Consider the following 20,407-nt stretch of genomic DNA (forward strand, 5'->3'; position numbering starts at 1 on the left):
GCGAGATCCATGACTTACGAAGACTTAGGCGCGAAGGCTTTCCTGAGCGTCTTAGTCGTAGTTAGTCATTAGCTTGCTGGAACGTTGCGACGCGCGGCGGTGAATATACATTGTAAAATCGCGTCCGGAATAACGACCAACACATTAAATAGCAATGAAATTTCCTATTGCGCCAAAAATGCCAGGTTAATTTTCCTGGCATTTTTATTCAATATTCAATCTCTACATCTTTTTTGCTGATCAGCCCATTATCCAGGGGATACCAAGTCTCCAGGTACTGCGTTTCCTCATCCTCTGACGAATTCAAATTCAGGATTGTCCTGGTTGTCACCATTTTGCCTGAAGTATCTTCCTTTCTGATTTCCGCCAGAATATAGGCAGTGTCTGCTTCTACCCTCAAGCTATCCGGCACCTCAGATGGCTTATAGGCAGTCTGTTTCAATACCTGATTCGCCTCATTCATCTGGTAAATGATGGTCCGCACCGGCTTGTACATAGTGGCAAACTGAACCGTCACTTTACAGCCTTCTGTCTTAGTCTTTCCATTTTCCACTGTAGTAGTTTCACCGGAAAGGGTAGCTGCCATAGTGTTTCCTTCTGAGCCTCCCACACCGTTGGAATAGCCGTTTCCAGCCATGGCATAAATTTCCCCGTTTTCTTTCTGGAAAACCGGATTTACATACTGGGTGTGTTCTGACTTGCCAGAGACCTGGTAAACAGTGGCGCTGATTTCCTGTGTTTCTCCATCATCGGTAACGTTGTAGTTCAAATACGGATCTCCTACTCCGTCGGAGCAAAGATTTCCTACAGATGTATTTCCATCCTCATCTTCGGTCACTGGCATTAAAATGTATTCTCCTTTTATGTCTCCAAAGGAAATTTTCCACTCAGAAGAAGACTGGGCACCTTCTTTATCCACAGTTGCCACAAGTTTCCCCTCATAACGGCTGTCATTTCCTATGGTGATACTGCTGTTGTTCATAAGGGAGGCGGCATGGTCGTTCAGATAGCCTTCCATATCATATAGTTCCAGATATTCGGAGGTGATAAAGGCGCCGATCAGGCGGTCACCGTTTCCATCTGTGCCGGCTTCTGGGACTGCAAGAGTACAGCCGCTGGCTGTAAAGGCCATGAAAATAACCGATAATTTGAACAAACTTTTTAACAGATGATTGTTCTCCCGTCCCTTCAAAAATCTTTCTGCAAGATGTGCGTCACAATTTGTGGAAAATTTTCTCCAGATGAGAGCACCGCAATGGACCACCTTAACCGATTTTTGGTGATATTTTGATTTCCTAATCTTCATTTTCGTCCTCCTCCAGATTTCCATCAAATTTTAAGATATCGCCAACATCGCATTGCAGGAAATAACAGATCCGGTTAATGGTGTGGAACCGCACGCCCTTGGCCTTTCCGCTTCTGAGGACGGACAGGTTGGCTTCTGTGATGTTTACCAGGCTGCACAATTCCTTGGACGTCATTCCCCGCTCTTTCAATACGTCTTCAAGGCATACTTTTATTGCCATAAATCATTTCCTTTCATTATTGCAAATTGCTCCATATTAAATAGTCAATGATATTAAATTAAGAGTCGTTACCTGAATACCCTTGCTTCTTCCTATATAACGAATCAAGACACTTGCAGTCCGGCTATCATTTATATATCTCCATACGCTTAAATAAACAGGTCATTATCCTCTTTCAGCCTCTGCATTTCCCTTATATACTTTGCAAACAACAGCACTGCCAGCACAAAGGCCAGGGAAAATACCGGGACCGCCACCACATACTCAATCTGATAAAGGCTGCTCTGGAAAAACAATTGTAGTAGGTTAAATACCGCACCCAGCCCAATAGTGGATGCTAAGGTCCACACGCAAAAGTGGGAAAGTTTTTCCGCCAGTTTTACACTCTCTTCCTGATACAGGTCTTCCTTCATTGCAGCCAGAAGCCTTCTCGCCAGGAAAACAACTATAATATTCAGTACATATGGCAGAATACGGACTGCAAAGTTGAGGAACAGGAAAACATAAGTAGGGGTAAGGTTGGAAAAAGTAATAAAACCGTCGCTTAGCTCTATGCCTGTATTTCCCTTCTGTACCGTTTCCAGATTCTGAAGCAGCCCTCCCAGCTCCTGTCCAAAGATGCCATACACCAATACCACGCTCACAGTGCCAAGAAGGAACCAAAGCCCCTTTTGCAGTTTCTCCGTTCCTGCATTTTTATAATGAAGCAAAATACGGATAAGCAGGTAACCCAGAAGGACGGAATAGAAGGTACTTCCCAGGGACCATTTCCCGGTGCCTGGCACTCCGGTGGACAAAAGTCCCGGATTGATCATGTAGTATAGGGTTACGAAAAGAAGAGCGCTGATAACCAGAAGCATGATATCCAGGGGTTCTGATTTCTTGCGCCAGTGCAGGAATCCCCAAATTCCAGCAGGGATAAGTCCCAACAGCATGTATAAGATGATTGCGACCACATTTCCTACAGCCCCAGACAGCGACAGAACCCGCAGGCCAGCTCCGATCTGCTCAAAAGGGAATGCGATCAAGGTGGAAAACAGACCGGATAAGCTGCGCTGTAAAATACAGAACAGGACGCAGGCGGCCGCTTCCACAGATAAGAGGGTAAATAAATGTCTTTCTTTCATGGGGAACCTCCTTTTTGCCGATATCGAGAAAATCCGCTAACGTGCGGGATTAAACCATCTAATCCTTTACTCTGGATTTCTTTAACTGTTTTGTAAAAATTATTGAAAAACGATAATTTATAATTTAATTATAACTTATAATTATCGTTTGTCAATAATTTTATCAATAAAAAAATTGCCAGGCAGAATTTTCACGCTCTGCTTTATCCAATGGACAGAAGAAACGTTTTTATTTTCTTACCTGGCATTTTTCACACAAACCTATTTTGTGCACACTCTAAAGCGTGTTTGAAAAAGGCTTTCTGCAAGATGTGCGTCACAATTTGTGGGAGATTTCGCCCGGATGAGGACGCCGTAGCGGGCTACGGTAACCGAATTCGGGTGAAATATACCGCAAAGTGGGGCGTGCAGTTCCTCTTCTCTTTTTCAGTAACTTACTGTGTCACATCTCCAAGCACGATCCGAATCAATGTCTTGTCCAGCATCAATGTCCTGTTCCAGGGATTGATGATCACGCCGCTGATTTCTTCCTCGGACAGCGCTGCCTCAAGTAATTTTCCAATGTCTGTCATAAAGGTTGACATAACACTTTTGCCGCCTTTCAATTCTTCGTCGAAGCTGGTAAAAACCGCCCACCAGTTCTTACCGTCGGAGGTTTTTACTGCCTGTAATTTCATCTGACCAGCTGCCCCGTTTGGCTCTACGGCGATGATTACCTGACCGTTTTCACGCATGCGTCTTCGTACCACGGTCAGTGCATGAGCCAGCAATTCTTGCGTTGGCTGCTGCTGAAGTGCTGCGATTACATCCTCGATTTTCTCATTTCCAAGTAAACCTTCATCTGTTTTATCCATATCATTACTCTCCATTGAGCTAATTTCTGTATTAGAGCGTGTTTGAAAAAGGCTTTCTGTAATCTGCCGCTCTTTGATTATACCCTTTTATAAATGATTGGTTCATCATATCCAAAAGTTCTCTTCCCGTTAACTTCCATACTTTCAGATACTTCCAGACAACGATCGGAAAACTTTTCCCAAAGTTTAAATATCATTACCGGCGAAAACTGGCTTATGCTGCCGCCTTCCCAGATTCCGTCCTTTTCATGGTAAAGTGCGGGAGTAAATTTTTCGGATTTTTTCAGTTCCGCGTAATCAACCTTCTTCATGGATGCGTATGAAAATACCTTCTTATCTTCTCCTTCTGGAATTTCATAAGAGGAAAGTAAAATTCCCTGTTCTGTTTCTGTAATAAGAAAAAGATGTGGTGATGCATGACGTTTTCCATTCGTTTCATAGTAGCTTTCTTCAACAACAAATCTGCCATTGAAATCCTCCGGAAGATTTTTTATTTTGTCATTGCAGATTGTATTTACATGCTCGGCATATGGATATGTTTTCCCTTCCGCCTGCATCTTATCAAACTGCTCCTTGTTATCAAAATGTCCTGTCATCATTTCTGTAAATTCATCAAGTTTCATCTTGGTATTTACCTCCATAATCAATTTTTTAATGTTAGGAGCAAAAATTCCCAACTATAATATCCACGGAGCATTCCAGGCAATACATTCCCGCACTCCATATCATATGGTAACCGCCTGAATTTCCTGAAATAGCATTACTGCTTCAGCTTAACCTGCTTTGGTCTTGGATATACCTTTGGCAAGGATAATAATAAGCCACAAAAATAGCCGCCCCGGTCTGGTAAACTAGGCGGCAATTTTTGTCACATCATATATCGGACTAACCGTCTATCGGTAGCACTCTTTTTCTATAATCATATTATCACGCAGCTGTGTAAATGTCAAAAAGTTCTTTTTCTATTAGAAATAACCACCAACGCGAACTGGAATTTCTGGATGAGTATAATATGCGGAAAATAAACTTAATTCCATTTTAAATATAGTGCTGAGTTTCACTGCCATTCTTTAACACCATTTTCACCACACCAAGCAATGCTGCAAATAAAACACCTGCAACCGGCCATACAATCCATGTAATATCCCAGCTCATCGTCCAGAAGCTCCATGCAAGGTAAATCGCTGTAGTCAAGCACCAATATACACCAGAAAACGTGTCAGTCTTTTTCTTAAACAGTTTTTCTTCTTTTGTATATTCGCCTTCCTGAAGAAGGGTATCGTAACTGCTTTTTACCATCCCAACACGAACCAACAGATTCACTCCTATTGCAAGTATGAATAGCAGTAATCCAACGGAAAGACCACAGTAATAGTCGGACGCTTCCATAGATTCGGCAATAATTGTCGGAATCACTGCCAGTATACAAAGCACTACCCCAACAGCTGTTCCTCTGATAAAAATTGGTTCATAGGAATCTTTTTTTTCTCGTACCATTCCAGATACACCATACTCTGTTTCAAAGCATTCTTTTTCAAAATGTTCCATATGTGATTCACTCATTCCATATGTAATAAACAAAAAGACGGCTGCCGCAACCATTCCAAGCAAAAAAACACATCCAAATACTGTTGCCAGAGATTCCGAAACATGAAATACGCTATCTTCTGCCATTGTCACAAGAACAATCAATAATATTGGACTTAAGATACACATACTTGTTGCATTTGCCACTACTTTGGATCCATTTCTTTTCATGTCAAGAAATTCATTTGCATTCTCCATAGTTACTTTTTTCAACGGTTCTGCATAGCTTTCAGTACTTTCGTGATAGGTGATATTTTCTGCTTTCATTTCATCTTTTAATAGGTAATCTGTACTGACACCAAAAAGCTCCGACATCTGTAAAATTCTTTGCAAATCTGGAACAGCTCCTGCACTTTCCCACTTAGATACTGCCTGTCTGGATACGCCCAACTGATTGGCTAGTTCTTCCTGTGACCATCCATTCTTTTTTCTTTCCTCTGTAATCTTATCAGCTAAAATCATTTTTTTCTCCTTTTGCAGATTTTATGAGCTAAATATAACAGTTTTGCTGTTTGCATTCTACCATTTCAGGCTGTAAATCTGTCAACCAGCAGTTGCAAATCACAAAAGGACTCGATGAATCCCGATTTTCCAGCAATACAAGCATGAAATTATTTATCATCTGTATTGTTTTCCTTTTTCTTATGCGTCGAACCTAGACAAAGAAATGAGGAACCAAGACATAACCATACTATAGCCATAGAATTTTCATTTCCACTCGTAAAGCCAATAGCTGACGCTATGAAAAACAGAACTGATGCAATATAAAATAAGATTGGTTTGTTTATTCCTTTTTTCATAAATAAGAAACTCCTCCAAATACCGATTGTTTTCTTGGCACCGTTTTGGCATCGGAAGCCTTAGTCGAAAAGATTTTTTTCCACGGCTAACAAATGCTGCTCTACCAACTTTATATTGCACCGGTAGTTTTTAATTGTTATAATCGAAACATGGGTGCTACCATAACGGTAGGCGGTTAGTCCTTCAACAGAGGGACTGTGACCCTCTGATTACATAGAAACCTGAAAGGGAATCCACTGGAAAGGAGGGCTAAGCCAATGAGTATTGTGGACTTCATAGCAGTAGTGAGCTTCGGCTTAACCTGCTTTAGTATCGGATATACATTAGGCAAAGATAATCATAAACCACAAAAATAACCGCCCTGTCTGCAAACTAAGCGGTTATCTTTGATAGATATTCTAAATAGTAAAACGGACTAACCGTCTATCGGTAGCACTCTTTTTCTATAATCATATTAGCACGCATGTGCAGAAATGTCAAAAAATTTTTATTCTACTTTTTGAAGTTTTGACATATCCAATCCATGCCGGATCATCATCAGAATATCCCATTTTTAATTCTATGTACATTAAATTGTTAATCATTCTTATTCTCTCTTGATTCCAAATTTTGCAACATCTCAACAAACTGGAAGCTGTAAACCTGATTGTTCCTAAATTAACTGTGGCATACCATTGATAAACATATGCCATGCCTGTCATTTTTCGCACTAAGTTTCCATCCGTGCATTTCAACGATTTCTTTTGAGAGGGCAAGCCCTATTCCGCTGTTTCCGTTTTGTCCCGTATGAAAACGTTCAAACATATGGGAAAAATCCTCTGTGCTAAGTTCTCCTCCATCGTTCCAGATGGAAAGGACTTGATTTTTCCACGATATTTCGATTTGACTACACGCATATTTTACGGAATTAGTTATCAGGTTAGCAACAGCGTGTTCCAGCTTCTCCGGGTCTCCGTTGACATATCCTTCGTCCAGTTCTAACGATACTGAAAGGTTTCGCCTGTTCACAATTCCTTCAAGCGGCATCAAAATATCTTGAACCAGTGATGCCATTTCTATTGGTTCACACTTTAATGGTTCCGTACCGCTTTCCATTTTTGATAAATACAGGATATCCTCAATAAGTTTACTCATACGCTCCGTCTGAGACACTATCATTCTGCCCGCTTGAGAATAATCGGTAATGACTCCCATTTCAATCTCCTCCGCATATCCGCAAATTGCCATAAGCGGGGTTTTTAATTCGTGAGATGTATTTTCAAAAAAGGTCTTCTGAGCTTTGTCATTTTGTTCAAGTTTTTTCCCGAGAAAATATCCAATGGCAGCACCGAGAGCGGCAATGACAAAAGCATCCAGCAAAACACCAAAACTGATTTCTTTTACGAGTTCTGGTTCGCCGGTAACATCCACATAAGCAAGTAATCTCTCATTGCCGTCTTCGTAATACTCTGTTCTGGCTTTCATATAATAAGTTGCTTCGTTAATTTTTGCCCTTTGCATTTCATCAGACGGGTGTGTTTCATACCAGTCAATAAGTTTCTTCTCTTTGGGTGTCAAAATCTGATATATGTCATCCCTGTTTTCTGAATCTGCCCCCATATATACAAGTGAGGCATAATATAAAGAGCCCGTATCATTTTCAGATTCGTAATTCAAATATTCGTCTGAATCCAAAGTAAAAACGTTTTTAATTGCATTCTCAGCTCTCAGCTCTATTTTTTTATTAAAAACTATGTTCAGAATCAGCAGGCTCAAAAGCATGGCTGCCATAACGGCGGAACCTGTAAGTGTGGCAATTTTATAACGTGTCTTATTCATTACAATCCTCCAGTTTATAGCCATAGCCCCAGACAGCACTAATGCGAACTTTGCTGCCTGCGGTCTTCATTTTCTGCCTGACTCTTCTTACTGTCTCATCGACAACTCTGGTTTCTATCTCCGTAGAATCTATTCCCCATACTTTGTCGAGAATTTCATTCCGGGGGATTGCCGTTCCACCATGTTCCATAAGACATCCCAGAAGCGAAAATTCTGTCATAGTCAGACCAATATCATGCTCTTTCACAATGGCATTATGCTTCTCCCATGAAAAACACACATCACCAAAGGAAATATCTGCCTTTACCGGTATATTCATTTCAACTCTTCGGAACAACGCATTTACCCGGACAACAAGAAGTGACGGCGAAAATGGCTTAATCAGATAGTCATCCCCTCCATACATAAATCCCTTCATATGGTCAGACTCTGAATCCTTTGCCGTCAAAATAATAATAGGAACTGATGATATTGTCCTTAGCTTTTTACATATGGAAAGACCGTCTGAACCCGGCATCATAATATCAAGAATAACAAGATCACAGGGCTTCTCCTGAAAAGCAGAAAAGAGTGTATCACCATTCTTGTATGCTGTTACCTCATATCCGGCATTGGATAAAAATTCTGTGAGTATTTCTCGTATATCCTGTTCATCATCTGCCAAATAGATTTTTTTTGCCATATCTTTAATCCCACATGAGGGGAGTCCCTCAGAAATTCTGTGAGATTCCCCATATTATATCTTTCAAAATCAGTATGTCTGTATTTTAGTTCCACCTGCTTTCGCTTCAAGAGCGATTGCCTGTGCCTCCAAAGCATCAATCTCATCTGAATACTTCGCATAGCGAGAAGCAAATTCCTCGTCAGAGAGGTTATCAGAGCCGTTATAAATATTGTCATAGATTGCATCAATTTTATTGTAAATACTGTTAAGCTGATTGACTTCATCTTCGCTCAAATTTCCATAGTATCCCTCATACCAACCCGCTTTCTTTTCAAGCGTTTCAATCTGTGCGTTCAGTGATGTAATCTCGTCATCATACTTTGCATAGCGGGCTTCGATCTCATCGTCTGAAAGATCATCGTCCGTCCACACTTCCGCATCAATTTCTTCGATTCTTTCATATGCTTTCTGAAGCTGTTCTGCTTCCTCTGCGGTGAGCTTGCCTGTATCATACAGAGCATTACACTCATCCTCGGAATATTCATATTCCTCGTTGTCGATCCACCCGGCTTTTTTATCAAGCTCCTCAAGGCGATCCATGAGGGTATCGGTTTCATCCTGATACTGATCGTATCTGGCATAGATATCTTCATCAGAAAGACCATCTGCATCTTTCATTACCTCTTTGTCGATAGCGTCAAGTCGGTCATAAATGGAGTTAAACTCTTCAATCTCCTTCTGAGTGAGAGAACCATAATCTACATTTGTTTGTGTTACCTCTGATGTAGTCACTGTCTCCTCCAGTGTCTCCTTCTGGGCAGCCATGGCAGGAATACCTGCGGATGTAGTCATTGCTGCTGCAAGTGCTATTACCGTTCCTCTTTTGAATAATCTGTTCATCATTTTAGTTCCTCCTGATTTTTTATTTACCGGTTGTTCGGTATGGCTAAAGTATAGCTCAGACAAATGTAAAAATATCCTTAGAACAGTCATGAAAATGTCAAGAAAGTGTAACAGCACAAGATTTCCTATAAACCATATTTACTCTCGCCTCTTAAGGGTTACAGTCTTTTTTCAAATACCAACAATTTTTCTAAATTTGCAATTCCGATTTACCTTCACCTTATTTTACCATAGTGCTTTCTAAAGTGCTATTCTAATATATACAAAAGTGTAAAAGAGCGATCTCTTCTCTCACACTCACACATTCATAACCATATCATCTTCAACGCTGCAAGCTTTGTTGATCATCACAAGTATGTTTCCAATAAGCGGAGCTACCATAAACTCTGCAGAATCAGTAATCGTATCTGCCTGGAAAATGGACTTGCCACCAGTATGCCAACCGGAGAAAAAGGAAAAAGCTATAAAGAGAACATGGAATATCATCGTGGCACCAGTTGGAAAGCCAAGCTACGTGTTGCAGTTGATAAAGCAATCTGGACTTCCATCAACTATGAGGAATTTCTACAAAAAATGCAGTTAGCTGGATATGAAGTCCGGCAGGGAAAGCATCTTTCTTTCCGTGCACCGGAACAAAAAAATTTCACTTATATGAAATCTCTGGGAAGTTATTATACGGAAGAAAACGTCCGCATCCGCTTAGCTAAAAATCGTAGCAAAGTGAAAACTCCAAAACATCTGTCCAGAGAAGCTCGCCTGTATATCAATATCTCCACGTATGTAACGACTGGCAATCGAGAAGGATTTGAACATTGGGCAAAACTCAATAATCTAAAAGAGGCAGCCCGCACCTTCAACTATCTTTCAGAAAATAACCTACTGAATTATGAGGATTTCAGGCAGCATGTTTCTGATGTTGATGCTTCTGTTAAAGCGGCTGATCAGAGAATAGCACACATCACCAGTGAGCTAAGCACGCAGAAAGTCATTCAGAAACACTGTGATTCTTACCGGCTCTGCCGTAAAGTGATAGAAGATTGCAAATCTGCAAAAAATCCAAAAGAATACCGTTCCAAGCATCTGGCAGAATACCAACTCCACGATTCACTAAAAAAAGAGCTTCAGGATCTCGGTGTTACCAAAATCCCTAGCTCTGAAAAAATCCAGAAGCGGATTGAAAATCTTGAATCTGAACAAGCTGCTACCATCCGGGAAAAACAGAAATTACAGAAAAAGCAGAAAACACTGGATATCATTCAGCAAAATTTCTCTGTGCTGCTCGATGCTCCTGAAATCAATTCAGACTTACTTCCGGCAAAACGGGAACCTGTTTCTGTCACAAGAGATAAATAAGATTGCACTGACAACTCAATTATTCTCTTCCAAATCTTCCCAAGGTTTCAGACCCATTTCCTCCCAGGTGACACCATACGGTGCACCTCCGGAGGTATAACCGGCAATAACGAAAAATCTGTCATCTTGCAAGATTTCTTCTTTAGCCAGATTATCTCTTGTTTCTTGTTTCCGTCTTGCTCGCCTCTGCTGCTTCTTTTGTTTCGCAACAGCTGCTTTTTCTTCCGGCGTTTTCTTATGTTTTTTTGCCATAAGTGTTTCTATTATAATTCCATTCTGAATGTCTCTCAGGATACGTTCTTCATAACTCTTTTCACGCTTTTCAACAATTTTATAAAATTCTTCATATTCCGTTTTAGGAGCAAGCGATTGAACTGCCGTAAACAAACTTTTGCATATATCATTCATTTCAGTAGCATCCGGCATTCGCTGATTCTCAAGATAAAACTTCAAGTGCATTTTGTATGTTTTATCTGCTATTGCACTCTTCTGTTTTTGTTTTAAGTCTTTATAGCTTCTGTCGTTCCTCTGCATCTACAATTCCTCATCTGCCTTCTTTCTCCCGTGCCATCAAAAGCATTTTTTCAAAAGACTGAGCGAATCTTTCATCATCTTCCTCCGTCCGCTTCTTCGGTCCCTTGACATGACATTTACGGGAACTTCTTCTGGCTTTTTTACTCAGGTGACGTTCCATTAGCATCTGATCAATATTATCATCCGTGTACCATTTACCTGATTGATGAATAGCATAAGCACCTTTTCCCAATGCCATTGCAGCCACACCATAGTCCTGTGATACGACAATATCTCCTTTATGGCAGATACTAATCAGTTTATAATCTACTGCATCTGCTCCTGCACCGACAACAACAACTTTACTATAAGTCGATGACAGAACATGGTTTGTATCACACAACAACATTACCGGAACACTATTATCTTTTGCAATCTTTTCAATGATCGCAACCACTGGGCAGGCATCTGCATCAACAAATATTTGCATCTTTCTATTTCTCCTCTGAACCATTATAAGAATAAGCTCTGCTGTTCGTATTCTGCCTCTCGTTTTAGCTGAACCGGTACCTGATGCAGAATTTGCTCCATTTTCCTGTCATCGAACCAATCTTTCAGCTGTCCTTTTTCCAATATCAGCGGCATACGATCATGTACTTTTATCATAGATTCATTGGCTGCTGTAGTCATAATCACAAATCGTCGTTCATTCTCAAACCAATCACAGAAGCCAGCCATATACAATACTGGTGCATCATATCTGGAAAATGTATTTTTCTCTTTTAACCGATTCCATTCATAGAACCCACTTGCCGGTATCAAAATGCGGTGATAGAGGATTCCATTTCGAAAAGAAGGTTTGTCCATAACAGATTCTGCTCTTGCATTTATAACCAGATTCTTTCCTTGTGACAATGGATATCCCCACTTGCAAACATCCAGTTTCAATCCATGTTCTGATTTTTCAATGATCGGTGCTACATTGGTTGGAAAGATATCTCCTGCAAAATGTTCCTGCCGGATCCGTTGGTCTATATCATGCACTACTTTTTCGATTTCATCTGCCATATCAGAATCAATATAATATCTACCACACATAATACTTCCTTCACTTATAGATTCTATTTCATCAAATATACATCATTTATTTCTAGGCACTTTAAACTCAGTTAATCTATAATTTTGAATCCACCCCATACATTCTTCACCATCTTCATTCTCCCAAATTATCTGTCGCCACTTTTTATATTTATCTATAATTCTAACAACTTTCCCTTCCTCAAGCTTTTCAATTACAATCGAATGGCAGTCATGCTTCAGTCGTACAATAGATTCTCTATTAACGATTCTATATTTAGTCGTATTTAGCTCCTTCGCATCATATCCCATTCCAACGATGTAATAATTATTGACTTGTTGTGTATAATTGTAATTATTTATCGTTGTTGCTGAAGAATTCGTAACTCCCAAAACAACTGATATAATCGTAATAATAAAGTTCAGCCATTCTCGTATTTCTTTAACATCTATCGTTCGTTTTTCTTCTATTGGCAAATTCTGCTTCTCTTTATTTATCGAAAGATTCGTTGCTCTTTCATATTCCGATGCAATAGTTTCTGACACCGTATCAATATCCCATTCTTCGGATTCTGAGAAAACTTGATCGGTAACTCTTCCCAATAAATTTATATGAGGCTTCTGGCATAATGGTGGAAGCCTAACACCATAAATTAACAACACCATATTGAAAAAACACTTGTGTCCTTTAATGTATTAACTGCGAAGAAAAACACAAAAGGAGTATTCACAAGTGGCTTCAGTTAATACATTATGCAAAAGTGTCCTTAATGTCAAGAACACAGTTATAAAAAATTGTAATCTTTACTCTGATAAGAATGGAGTTAAACATATTCGTATCCAAGCAAGACCTAATAAATGGCACGAGAACGACTGCCCATTCTGCCATAAATCATGCCCTGTTTATGATAAACATTCCAGTAGTATAATGCCGAGATATTACGAAGATAACTCGTAGAAAATGCAAAGTCCAGTCGCAAGTTTAGACACGATATTGCTCTTAACAGTCGTATAAAATCAACATTTGCAGGGATTTATCAAATTCCGACATACCGTCTTAGAAAATGAATAATCCCTCGCAATTCATTATGAACTACGAGGGACTGCTTACTGACTGTTAAAGCGGTAGCCGATCTCACGAACACTATCTATGGAAAAGTGAGAGTTTGTATCACAAAGTTTTTTACGAAGATTCCGAATGTGAAAGCCTACGGTATCCTTTTCATTGCCTGCTGATATTTCGCCCCACACCTTATCATAAATCTGCTCGTATGTAAGAACACGACCTTTATTGGCTGCGAGCAAGCAGAGTATATCGTACTCTTTGACGGTCAGTTCAATTTCCTGACCGTTATTGATAACTCTGCGCCGGCTCAAATTGATTTCTAAGCCGGAAAGGGATAATGTCGGCTCATATGAAATCTCTAATTTTTCAAAATCAGGGTGCTGTTTTACAAAAGCCAGCATATCGTCAAAGGCTGTTGAGTCTTGTGCTTTGAACTCCATTATTACGATTCGTCCGATATTATCACCCCCCTTGGTTAGTTTTTTTGTCTTGGACAACATAAGATTTATTGCGTGAGATAATACGATTCATCAATCGTTTTCAGAATAAAATTCACATCGTCATAACGAGAGGAATCGGACTGAGAGCCTAAACTGCATATCAAAAACTCTTTTCCGTGCTGCTGATAAAGCACAATCAAGTTATAGTCGTCAGACAGAGAGCCAGTCTTAATTCCGCATACATTTTCGTTGTAATATTCGGATGTCGGATCAAGGAAGGCGTTTGTATTCTGCCATATTTGTGTACTGCCATCAGGCAGTGTTGCCGTATAAGTGTTTTGAGATACAATTTCTCTAAACCACGAGTATTCCAACAACCGATATACTACTTCTTTCAAATCTAAAGTGGTGGTAAGTGCCTCCATATCAAAACCACTCGGATCATATAAAACTGTGTCTAAGTACCCCTGCTGTTGCAAATGCAGGTTTAAGTTCTCCATGAAAATCCTCACACGCTCTTGACAGCTTTCTGCTTGCGGCGAAAGTAATCCTCCACAATAATCAGCAACCACATAAGCTGCGTCATTCCCTGACGGTACTAACATTGCCGCAAATAGATTGTGTAAAAAGTATTCTTTTTCCTTGATTTGAGCAACAGACGAGCCAGGTTTCGTGAGTGAAATAGCACCATAGTCTGCAACAACGATACTATCAAGGTCTGCTAAAGTTGACGCATACTCAATAACAAACAGCTTGGCTAAACTTGCAGGAATTTGTGGCTCGTTCTCGTTTTTTGAAACAAATATTTCATCATCAGAACAATCCACCAAAATCAGCGATTTTGCATTATAAGAGTCAGGAAAATCTTCTTTGTAGAGAAAACCATTTATTTTATTCTTTACCTCTCTGAAATTTTCCGGCTGCATTGCCCACGGCACAAACATTATACCTATGCCGATACAAACTACAAGCAAAAACAAAAATACTCCAAATCGTTTTTTCTTACGGCGTTTTCTCTGCATATATGTGCTCACCTCCCAACACCAAAACTCCTATGTGCCATTTTTAATCGGCATAATTTGCCTGAATACACTCTGTAAATCCAGACGGATCTCCCAACTTAGCTTTATCAATATTATCACGAAGATATTTGCGTGTGGCGTCATCACAGCGATCTGTTCCCATATAAGGCATATCAAAGGCTTTTTCGAGTTCAGCTAAGGCTTTTGCCGCCCTTTCCGAATCCGTATTGTAAGTATCAAGCCATTCCTGCATCCAAGAATATTCCCAAAGGTTAGATGCTCTTGTATCGCCATATCCTATCTGAAAAGACGCTCCCGTATCTTCGCCTTCCAAAGCATCAGGCGGCGTAAAGCCCTCCGGCCAATTCAAACTCTCAATGGTCGTTAGGTATTCTTCTTCAATGGTAGCAAAGTCCGTGAAACCTCTTGTGTTTGTGTCGGAGTCCGAAGAAGTGGAGCAGCCTGCCAGCATAATCACCAGCAAAGAAATCATAACACACAATAACAGTCTGTACGGTCTTTCGGATTTTGAGATTGTTCGTTTCATTTTGTTTCCTCCTTGAATTGAGTTTTATTATCTAAGAGCCAATGCAGGCTCTAATTTTGCTGCTTTCAATGCTGGTAATAATCCGCCCAATAATGCTATAAGCACAGACACAGCAACTGCAACAACAGCAACGCTGATTGGATAACTCGGTGTTCCCACCGGGGAATCCACAGGGAGCAACGCTCCAATACAATGCACCAAAATCAGCGAAATCAAAATAGCTGCAAAGCAAACGAATATTGATAAAATCAACTGTGAGCCTAAAACCAATGCCACAATATTTGTTCGTGAAGCACCTATCGCTCTGCGGATCAGCAACTCATGTGTGCGCTGTTCCAATGAAGATAGTCCGATATTGATCTGCCCTAATACGGAAACAAACAGCAACAAAAGCGAAGTAACCAAAAGCCCTAATTGCAGTATGGACAATACCGAATCATAGGTATCTCCAATATCACTCCGCCCAGCACTTTCCCAGTAACCGCCAATGGTATCAGTCAAAATGTCGCCAAGGGCAGAATGTATCTGTTCGATTGTCAGTCCTGTTGTGGGATGCCAATACACATTTGCATTTTGTACTTGCCACATTGCTGGTGCGAAATTGAGGATCGCCGCAGAATCCGCATAGATAGTCGGAAAATCCCTGCCATCGTTTACTACTCCGACAATATTGAATGGGGTTAACGAAAGTGTGCTTTTTACATTTCCTGCAGCATAGGGCGAATCATTAAAATAGTTTTTAGCTTCTTTGTTTATGACCACTTCAAGCGATCCGCCCTCACTCGAAGGCTCTAACCATCTACCGGATGTCATTGGAAGATTATAGACTTGACTATATGCCTCCGTGGTGCAAACTAAATCAAAAGCCATCAGGTTTTGGTAAACATCATTCGGCGGTATTGGCGTTAAATCTTTCATTGGTGCAAATCGAATATCTTCTCCCATAGAAAAAGTAACAGCGGCTACATCATCAATGGCTTCAAATCTCTGGAATAATTGTTCCATTTTATTTCTATCGTGAAAATCGGATTCCGTTATCACGAATGAGTAAGTAGGTGACCAGCCATATACCTGTGCGTTTACGGAAATCAAATACTCCCGTCCAAGCGTACCAACTAATACCGATCCAAGCATTGCGATAATGCCTACAAGCATTGAAACACTTGTCAGAATACTTCTAAGTGGAGACAGACGAAGGTCTTTAAGTATCATTTTTAGCACAAGTTATCCTCCCTCCATCCATTTCAAAAATCGTATCACAGGTATCTGCAATATCAGGATCGTGCGTAACCAACAGCAGCATAATTCCATTTTCTTTTACGACGCTGTGCAACAGTTCCATAATCTGCGTTCCCGTCTTTTTATCCAACGCTCCCGTAGGCTCATCACATAAAATGGCTTCCGGAGATACTGCAAGCGCCCTTGCGATTGCAACTCTTTGTTGTTCACCGCCGGACAAATTGATTGGGTAATCATTTTCCTTGCTTTCTAAGCCGACACTTTTTAGCAAGCCTGTAATTATCTCGTGACGCTGTTTGGCGGTAAACGACTTTTTGGCATAGAGTAGGGGTAATTCGATATTTTCCCATACCCGCAAGTGCTTAATCAGAGAGTAGTTCTGAAATACAAATCCGATATTATTGGCTCGCAGTATAGACAGATCACGGTCTTTCAAAGCAGAAATAGATATACCATCATAAAGGTACTCGCCCTCATATTCCCGATTTAACAAGCCAATAATGGATATAAGGCTTGTTTTGCCTGAGCCGGACTTTCCGACAATGGCATAACTGCGCCCTCGTTGCAATTCCATATTAGCGTTGGTTACTGTTGTCAGCATATCGCCATTATTCAATTTGACGCTTGCTTTCAAATCCTTTATTTTGATTAAAGTCTTTTCGGAAATTCCTTTCATTTTATCAAATCCCCCTCGGATCAAGGTTTGGCGGAGTAGCAGAAACTACATCGCCCTCCTCTAAGCCGGACAGTATTTCTATATTGGCTCCGTCTGTCACACCCAATGTCACTTTTGTTTCCACTCTTTCTCCATTCGGAGTAATTACAGTAACCAATCCCGTCCCTTGTCTACCCGCTATTACCGACAGCGGCAATATAAGGACATCATTTCTCGTTGTCGCCGTTATGACTACCGTTGCACTTTGCCCCGATTTCACATCGACTGTTTGACTGATCAAGCATTGCAGAATGCCCTCTTGCGGCACGATTCCCGTAAACGCATTTTCATCTGCGGCAGGCGACACCACGGCAATCATATCGGTTGGTCCTACACCATCATATACTTGAAATTTTGCTTTCAACTCTGCATACTCCGGTAAGGTACTCAAAAAATTATCTGCCTCTACATTGAGGGCAAATCCTGTATAATGCACTATCGCTACGGGATAATTACTCGGTACGCTTTCATTGGATGGGGCAATAGAGGTAATTGTACCATCCACCGGAGATTTCAATTCTTTGCCGTTCACAGTTCCAATAATTTGCCCGGCAGTGATTTTTTCTTCTAATTCTACCGCTGTATTAAATATGCCATTTTCGGGTGAGAAAATAATAAACGGTACTGCCGGAACAATAGTCGTTTGCGTTGAAACGGTTGGAGTAATTGTCCCTCGTACAACTGATACCGTTTTTTCTGCGGATGTTGCGCTATCTGTAAGATTGTTTTCGTCTGTCTGCCCAATTGCAGAGCAGGCAGATAGCGTAAATACAAGAAACAAAATAGAACATAGCAGCATTTGTTTTCTTAGCAACTTCATCATTCCTCCTTATGCTGTATCACAAAAAATACGAGCCTCTATCTTGATACTTTTATTGTACCAAAACAGAAGCCCGTATTTTCTTGATTGCTCGTAAGATATTCCTCTTTTTTTCTATGCAAATTCTTACAATTTTCCTACGCCAACGGCAAAGTAATTGAAAACTTGTTTTGATCCTCTTGGCTCTCTGCAACGATTGTACCATTGTGTAGTTCAACAATCTGCTTTGCAATCGCCAAACCTAATCCAGCTCCTCCACTGCTTGTACTTCTCGCTGCGTCAAGCCGATAAAACTGCTCGAAAATCCTGTTTAACTTTTCTTCCGGCAGAGTATCGCCGTGGTTACAAAAAATAATGCTGACCGTATCTTCCTGACATTGTGCGCTGATCGTGATATCCGTATTTTCAAAACTGTAGATAACCGCATTTCTCAAAAGGTTATCAAAAACACGCTGAATTTTGTCTGCGTCACATCGAAGCATTATATCATCATCAACACAAAGATTACATTGCAAATTCTTTGATTTGAGCATAGGCTTAAATTCATATACAAGTTGCTCCAGCAGGCGAGTTAAATTGATTTTCGTGTATTGTAATGTAATATCGTATATATTGAATCGTGTTATCTCGAAAAACTCGTTAATCAGATCCTCTAACCGTTCTGCCTTACCAAGAGTGATTGAAAGGTACTTTTCTCGAAGTTCCTTTGAGATTTGCGACTCATCACGCAGTAAAGTAAGATACCCGATTACAGAAGAAAGCGGTGTTTTCAAATCGTGTGCAAGATACATAATCAGGTCATTTTTTCGCTGCTCATTTTCTTTTGCAAGCCTTGCATTACTTTCAGCCTCTTGTTTTAACTGATTGATGTTAGCGGCGATTTCACTCAACTCCGGGGACATTTCAATGTAACTGACATTCTGATCGAACATTTTTCCTGTCGCAGCCTGTACCTCGTACACATAGGCGACTACTTTTTTCAAAAGTAGGTATGTCATGTATATAATACAGCCACCCCACACGATTACAGCCACTATATAAAGATATACTGTTCTGTAATACAAGTAATAATACAAAACATACTTGCGGAGAATTTCCTCTGCCATAATTCCTAAAAGAAAAGTACCGCCAAAAATAAGCACAGAGCAAATCGCACATTGAATTACATACCCTTTGAACAAGGTAGAGAGCAGATAGTTTTTTTCTTTTTTATTCAATTTCATACCCTACCCCCCAAACAGTTTTAATGAACTTCGGATTTTTTGAAGGTTCATTCAATTTTTCCCGAAGCCGCCCAATGTGCGCCATTACCGTATTGTTACTGTTGCGAAGATACTTTTCTTTCCACACGGCTTCAAATAATTCCTCCGAGGCGACAACTTTACCCTGATGTTCGCACAGATACCACAGAATAGAAAACTCCAACGGAGTCAAGGCTATTTCTTTGCCATACAAGTAGCACTTGTGGCTGACTCTGTTTATCAGTAGACCTCTGATGTCATACTCGTCTTTTTCTTCGGATTGGCTCAAATTAGGACTGTTATAGCTCTGATAACGCCTTAATTGCGTCTTTACTCTTGCCACAACCTCTAAAGGATTAAACGGTTTCGTTATATAATCATCCGCACCAATCGTAAGCCCCATAATCTTGTCGCTATCCTCAATTTTGGCGGTAAGCATAATAATAGGGAAGTAAAACTTTTCCCGAATTTTTTGGCAAAGTCGAAAACCATCAATATCCGGCAGCATAATATCAAGTATCGCTAAATCAATCTGCGACTGTTTGATACATTTCATCGCCTCTAACCCATTATAACATTTATATACTGAATAACCATCGTTACTCAAATACACTTCAAGCAGATCAACGATTTCTTTTTCGTCATCCACAATTAAAATCTTCTTGTTCATTGATCCTACACCTCATTTTCGGGTACGGCTTCCATTATGTCGCCAAAATCACACTCTAAGTATTCGCATATATTCAACAGCACGGGAAGGGTAACATTTTCATTTTTTCCGAGTTTCGCAAATGTACTTTTGCTTGCCCCGACCGCTTCTCGTAATTGACTCTTTTTCATTCCCTTGTCAATCAGAAGTTTCCAAAGTTTGTTGTACCGTACTTTCATTTCCGCACCTCCACCCAAATATAGTTTGTATTATAGCACTTTGAGAGTGAAATCGCAATTATTAAGTCTGTATTTTGAGACTTTTAGTTTTCAAACCGGCACAATATCTTTCTGATATGTAATCCAACCGGTGAAATGTAGAGCGAGAGTCCCGTTTGTAACCCAAGAGTCTCTCTTTGTAAATGAAAATCTCATTTTGTAAACGA

24 protein-coding genes and 2 pseudogenes are annotated in these 20,407 nt (G+C 40.3%); 2 read left to right on the forward strand and 24 right to left on the reverse strand.

What is annotated here, in order from left to right; translation table 11 throughout:
- Positions 1-208 precede the first annotated feature (208 nt).
- From AB5170_RS20750 to AB5170_RS20760, 3 genes are all read right to left on the reverse strand, one after another.
- Positions 209-1,306, reverse strand: coding sequence for a DUF6783 domain-containing protein (locus AB5170_RS20750; protein WP_226837874.1), 1,098 nt, complete (start codon positions 1,304-1,306; stop codon positions 209-211).
- Positions 1,296-1,526, reverse strand: coding sequence for a helix-turn-helix transcriptional regulator (locus AB5170_RS20755; protein WP_118583284.1), 231 nt, complete (start codon positions 1,524-1,526; stop codon positions 1,296-1,298). Before AB5170_RS20755 ends, AB5170_RS20750 begins: the two co-directional genes overlap by 11 nt.
- A 149-nt stretch (positions 1,527-1,675) precedes the next feature.
- Positions 1,676-2,653 (reverse strand): DUF2975 domain-containing protein, encoded by a 978-nt coding sequence (locus AB5170_RS20760; RefSeq protein ID WP_195409919.1) that lies wholly within the window; start codon positions 2,651-2,653, stop codon positions 1,676-1,678.
- Between the two features lie 210 nt (positions 2,654-2,863).
- Between AB5170_RS20760 and AB5170_RS20765 the strand changes: the two are divergent.
- A pseudogene (locus tag AB5170_RS20765) lies at positions 2,864-3,007 on the forward strand (DUF6783 domain-containing protein); the annotation flags it as partial.
- Here the strand turns inward: AB5170_RS20765 and AB5170_RS20770 are convergent.
- The 8 genes and pseudogenes from AB5170_RS20770 to AB5170_RS20805 all read right to left on the reverse strand — a co-directional run.
- A pseudogene (locus tag AB5170_RS20770) lies at positions 2,981-3,064 on the reverse strand (DUF6783 domain-containing protein); the annotation flags it as partial. The pseudogenes AB5170_RS20765 and AB5170_RS20770 overlap by 27 nt on opposite strands.
- A 23-nt stretch (positions 3,065-3,087) precedes the next feature.
- On the reverse strand, positions 3,088-3,507 hold the full coding sequence (locus AB5170_RS20775) for an SseB family protein (protein WP_227201089.1): 420 nt from the start codon (positions 3,505-3,507) through the stop codon (positions 3,088-3,090).
- 77 nt (positions 3,508-3,584) lie between these two features.
- Positions 3,585-4,130, reverse strand: a complete 546-nt coding sequence (locus tag AB5170_RS20780; protein ID WP_118583330.1) for a hypothetical protein — start codon at positions 4,128-4,130, stop codon at positions 3,585-3,587.
- Between the two features lie 415 nt (positions 4,131-4,545).
- A complete protein-coding gene (locus AB5170_RS20785; protein ID WP_015541488.1) occupies positions 4,546-5,556 on the reverse strand; it encodes a helix-turn-helix domain-containing protein in 1,011 nt (336 codons plus the stop codon).
- A 149-nt stretch (positions 5,557-5,705) separates the two neighbouring features.
- Complete coding sequence (locus tag AB5170_RS20790) at positions 5,706-5,894, reverse strand: hypothetical protein (protein WP_118583292.1); 189 nt, start codon at positions 5,892-5,894, stop codon at positions 5,706-5,708.
- A 658-nt stretch (positions 5,895-6,552) separates the two neighbouring features.
- Positions 6,553-7,665, reverse strand: a complete 1,113-nt coding sequence (locus tag AB5170_RS20795; RefSeq protein WP_173716711.1) for a cell wall metabolism sensor histidine kinase WalK — start codon at positions 7,663-7,665, stop codon at positions 6,553-6,555.
- Between the two features lie 40 nt (positions 7,666-7,705).
- Positions 7,706-8,395 carry a response regulator transcription factor gene (locus tag AB5170_RS20800; RefSeq protein ID WP_019163079.1) on the reverse strand — a complete coding sequence of 230 codons (690 nt, stop codon included), beginning with the start codon at positions 8,393-8,395 and terminating at the stop codon, positions 7,706-7,708.
- A 69-nt stretch (positions 8,396-8,464) separates the two neighbouring features.
- Positions 8,465-9,280 (reverse strand): hypothetical protein, encoded by an 816-nt coding sequence (locus AB5170_RS20805; protein WP_173719246.1) that lies wholly within the window; start codon positions 9,278-9,280, stop codon positions 8,465-8,467.
- Positions 9,281-9,583: 303 nt separating this feature from the next.
- On the opposite strand from AB5170_RS20805, the gene AB5170_RS20810 reads away from it, so the two are divergent.
- Positions 9,584-10,633: a relaxase/mobilization nuclease domain-containing protein gene (locus tag AB5170_RS20810; protein ID WP_294426671.1), complete on the forward strand. Its 1,050-nt coding sequence runs from the start codon at positions 9,584-9,586 to the stop codon at positions 10,631-10,633.
- 15 nt (positions 10,634-10,648) lie between these two features.
- Here AB5170_RS20810 and AB5170_RS20815 read toward each other — a convergent pair whose 3' ends face one another.
- The 13 genes from AB5170_RS20815 to AB5170_RS20875 all read right to left on the reverse strand — a co-directional run bounded on the left by AB5170_RS20815 (position 10,649) and on the right by AB5170_RS20875 (position 20,201).
- Positions 10,649-11,059: a hypothetical protein gene (locus tag AB5170_RS20815; RefSeq protein WP_226841039.1), complete on the reverse strand. Its 411-nt coding sequence runs from the start codon at positions 11,057-11,059 to the stop codon at positions 10,649-10,651.
- 118 nt (positions 11,060-11,177) lie between these two features.
- The gene (locus AB5170_RS20820) at positions 11,178-11,636 is read right to left on the reverse strand and encodes a YaiI/YqxD family protein (RefSeq protein ID WP_015514506.1); all 459 of its coding nucleotides are present in this window, start codon (positions 11,634-11,636) and stop codon (positions 11,178-11,180) included.
- A 23-nt stretch (positions 11,637-11,659) separates the two neighbouring features.
- Positions 11,660-12,244 carry an SOS response-associated peptidase gene (locus tag AB5170_RS20825; protein ID WP_012744277.1) on the reverse strand — a complete coding sequence of 195 codons (585 nt, stop codon included), beginning with the start codon at positions 12,242-12,244 and terminating at the stop codon, positions 11,660-11,662.
- Positions 12,245-12,286: 42 nt separating this feature from the next.
- Positions 12,287-12,889: a hypothetical protein gene (locus AB5170_RS20830; protein WP_015514507.1), complete on the reverse strand. Its 603-nt coding sequence runs from the start codon at positions 12,887-12,889 to the stop codon at positions 12,287-12,289.
- Positions 12,890-13,330: 441 nt separating this feature from the next.
- Entirely contained in the window at positions 13,331-13,729 is a 399-nt protein-coding gene (locus AB5170_RS20835; RefSeq protein WP_015514508.1) for a winged helix-turn-helix domain-containing protein, read from the reverse strand.
- Between the two features lie 65 nt (positions 13,730-13,794).
- A complete protein-coding gene (locus AB5170_RS20840) occupies positions 13,795-14,751 on the reverse strand; it encodes a D-alanyl-D-alanine carboxypeptidase family protein (RefSeq protein WP_012744280.1) in 957 nt (318 codons plus the stop codon).
- 43 nt (positions 14,752-14,794) lie between these two features.
- A complete protein-coding gene (locus AB5170_RS20845; RefSeq protein ID WP_015514509.1) occupies positions 14,795-15,298 on the reverse strand; it encodes a hypothetical protein in 504 nt (167 codons plus the stop codon).
- Between the two features lie 27 nt (positions 15,299-15,325).
- A complete protein-coding gene (locus AB5170_RS20850) occupies positions 15,326-16,510 on the reverse strand; it encodes an ABC transporter permease (RefSeq protein ID WP_173716720.1) in 1,185 nt (394 codons plus the stop codon).
- Entirely contained in the window at positions 16,500-17,213 is a 714-nt protein-coding gene (locus AB5170_RS20855; RefSeq protein ID WP_004853372.1) for an ABC transporter ATP-binding protein, read from the reverse strand. Before AB5170_RS20855 ends, AB5170_RS20850 begins: the two co-directional genes overlap by 11 nt.
- A 4-nt stretch (positions 17,214-17,217) precedes the next feature.
- On the reverse strand, positions 17,218-18,075 hold the full coding sequence (locus AB5170_RS20860) for a hypothetical protein (RefSeq protein WP_117449615.1): 858 nt from the start codon (positions 18,073-18,075) through the stop codon (positions 17,218-17,220).
- A 134-nt stretch (positions 18,076-18,209) separates the two neighbouring features.
- Complete coding sequence (locus AB5170_RS20865; protein ID WP_008703821.1) at positions 18,210-19,295, reverse strand: cell wall metabolism sensor histidine kinase WalK; 1,086 nt, start codon at positions 19,293-19,295, stop codon at positions 18,210-18,212.
- Positions 19,282-19,983, reverse strand: coding sequence for a VanR-ABDEGLN family response regulator transcription factor (gene vanR, locus AB5170_RS20870; protein WP_004853366.1), 702 nt, complete (start codon positions 19,981-19,983; stop codon positions 19,282-19,284). The genes AB5170_RS20865 and vanR overlap by 14 nt, the downstream gene beginning before the upstream one ends.
- A 5-nt stretch (positions 19,984-19,988) precedes the next feature.
- Positions 19,989-20,201 carry a helix-turn-helix transcriptional regulator gene (locus AB5170_RS20875; protein ID WP_008703822.1) on the reverse strand — a complete coding sequence of 71 codons (213 nt, stop codon included), beginning with the start codon at positions 20,199-20,201 and terminating at the stop codon, positions 19,989-19,991.
- Positions 20,202-20,407 lie beyond the last annotated feature (206 nt).

Source organism: Ruminococcus sp. RTP21484sp1_RTP21281st1_A8_RTP21281_210402 (assembly GCF_040914025.1).
GTDB lineage: Bacteria > Bacillota > Clostridia > Lachnospirales > Lachnospiraceae > Blautia_A > Blautia_A faecis.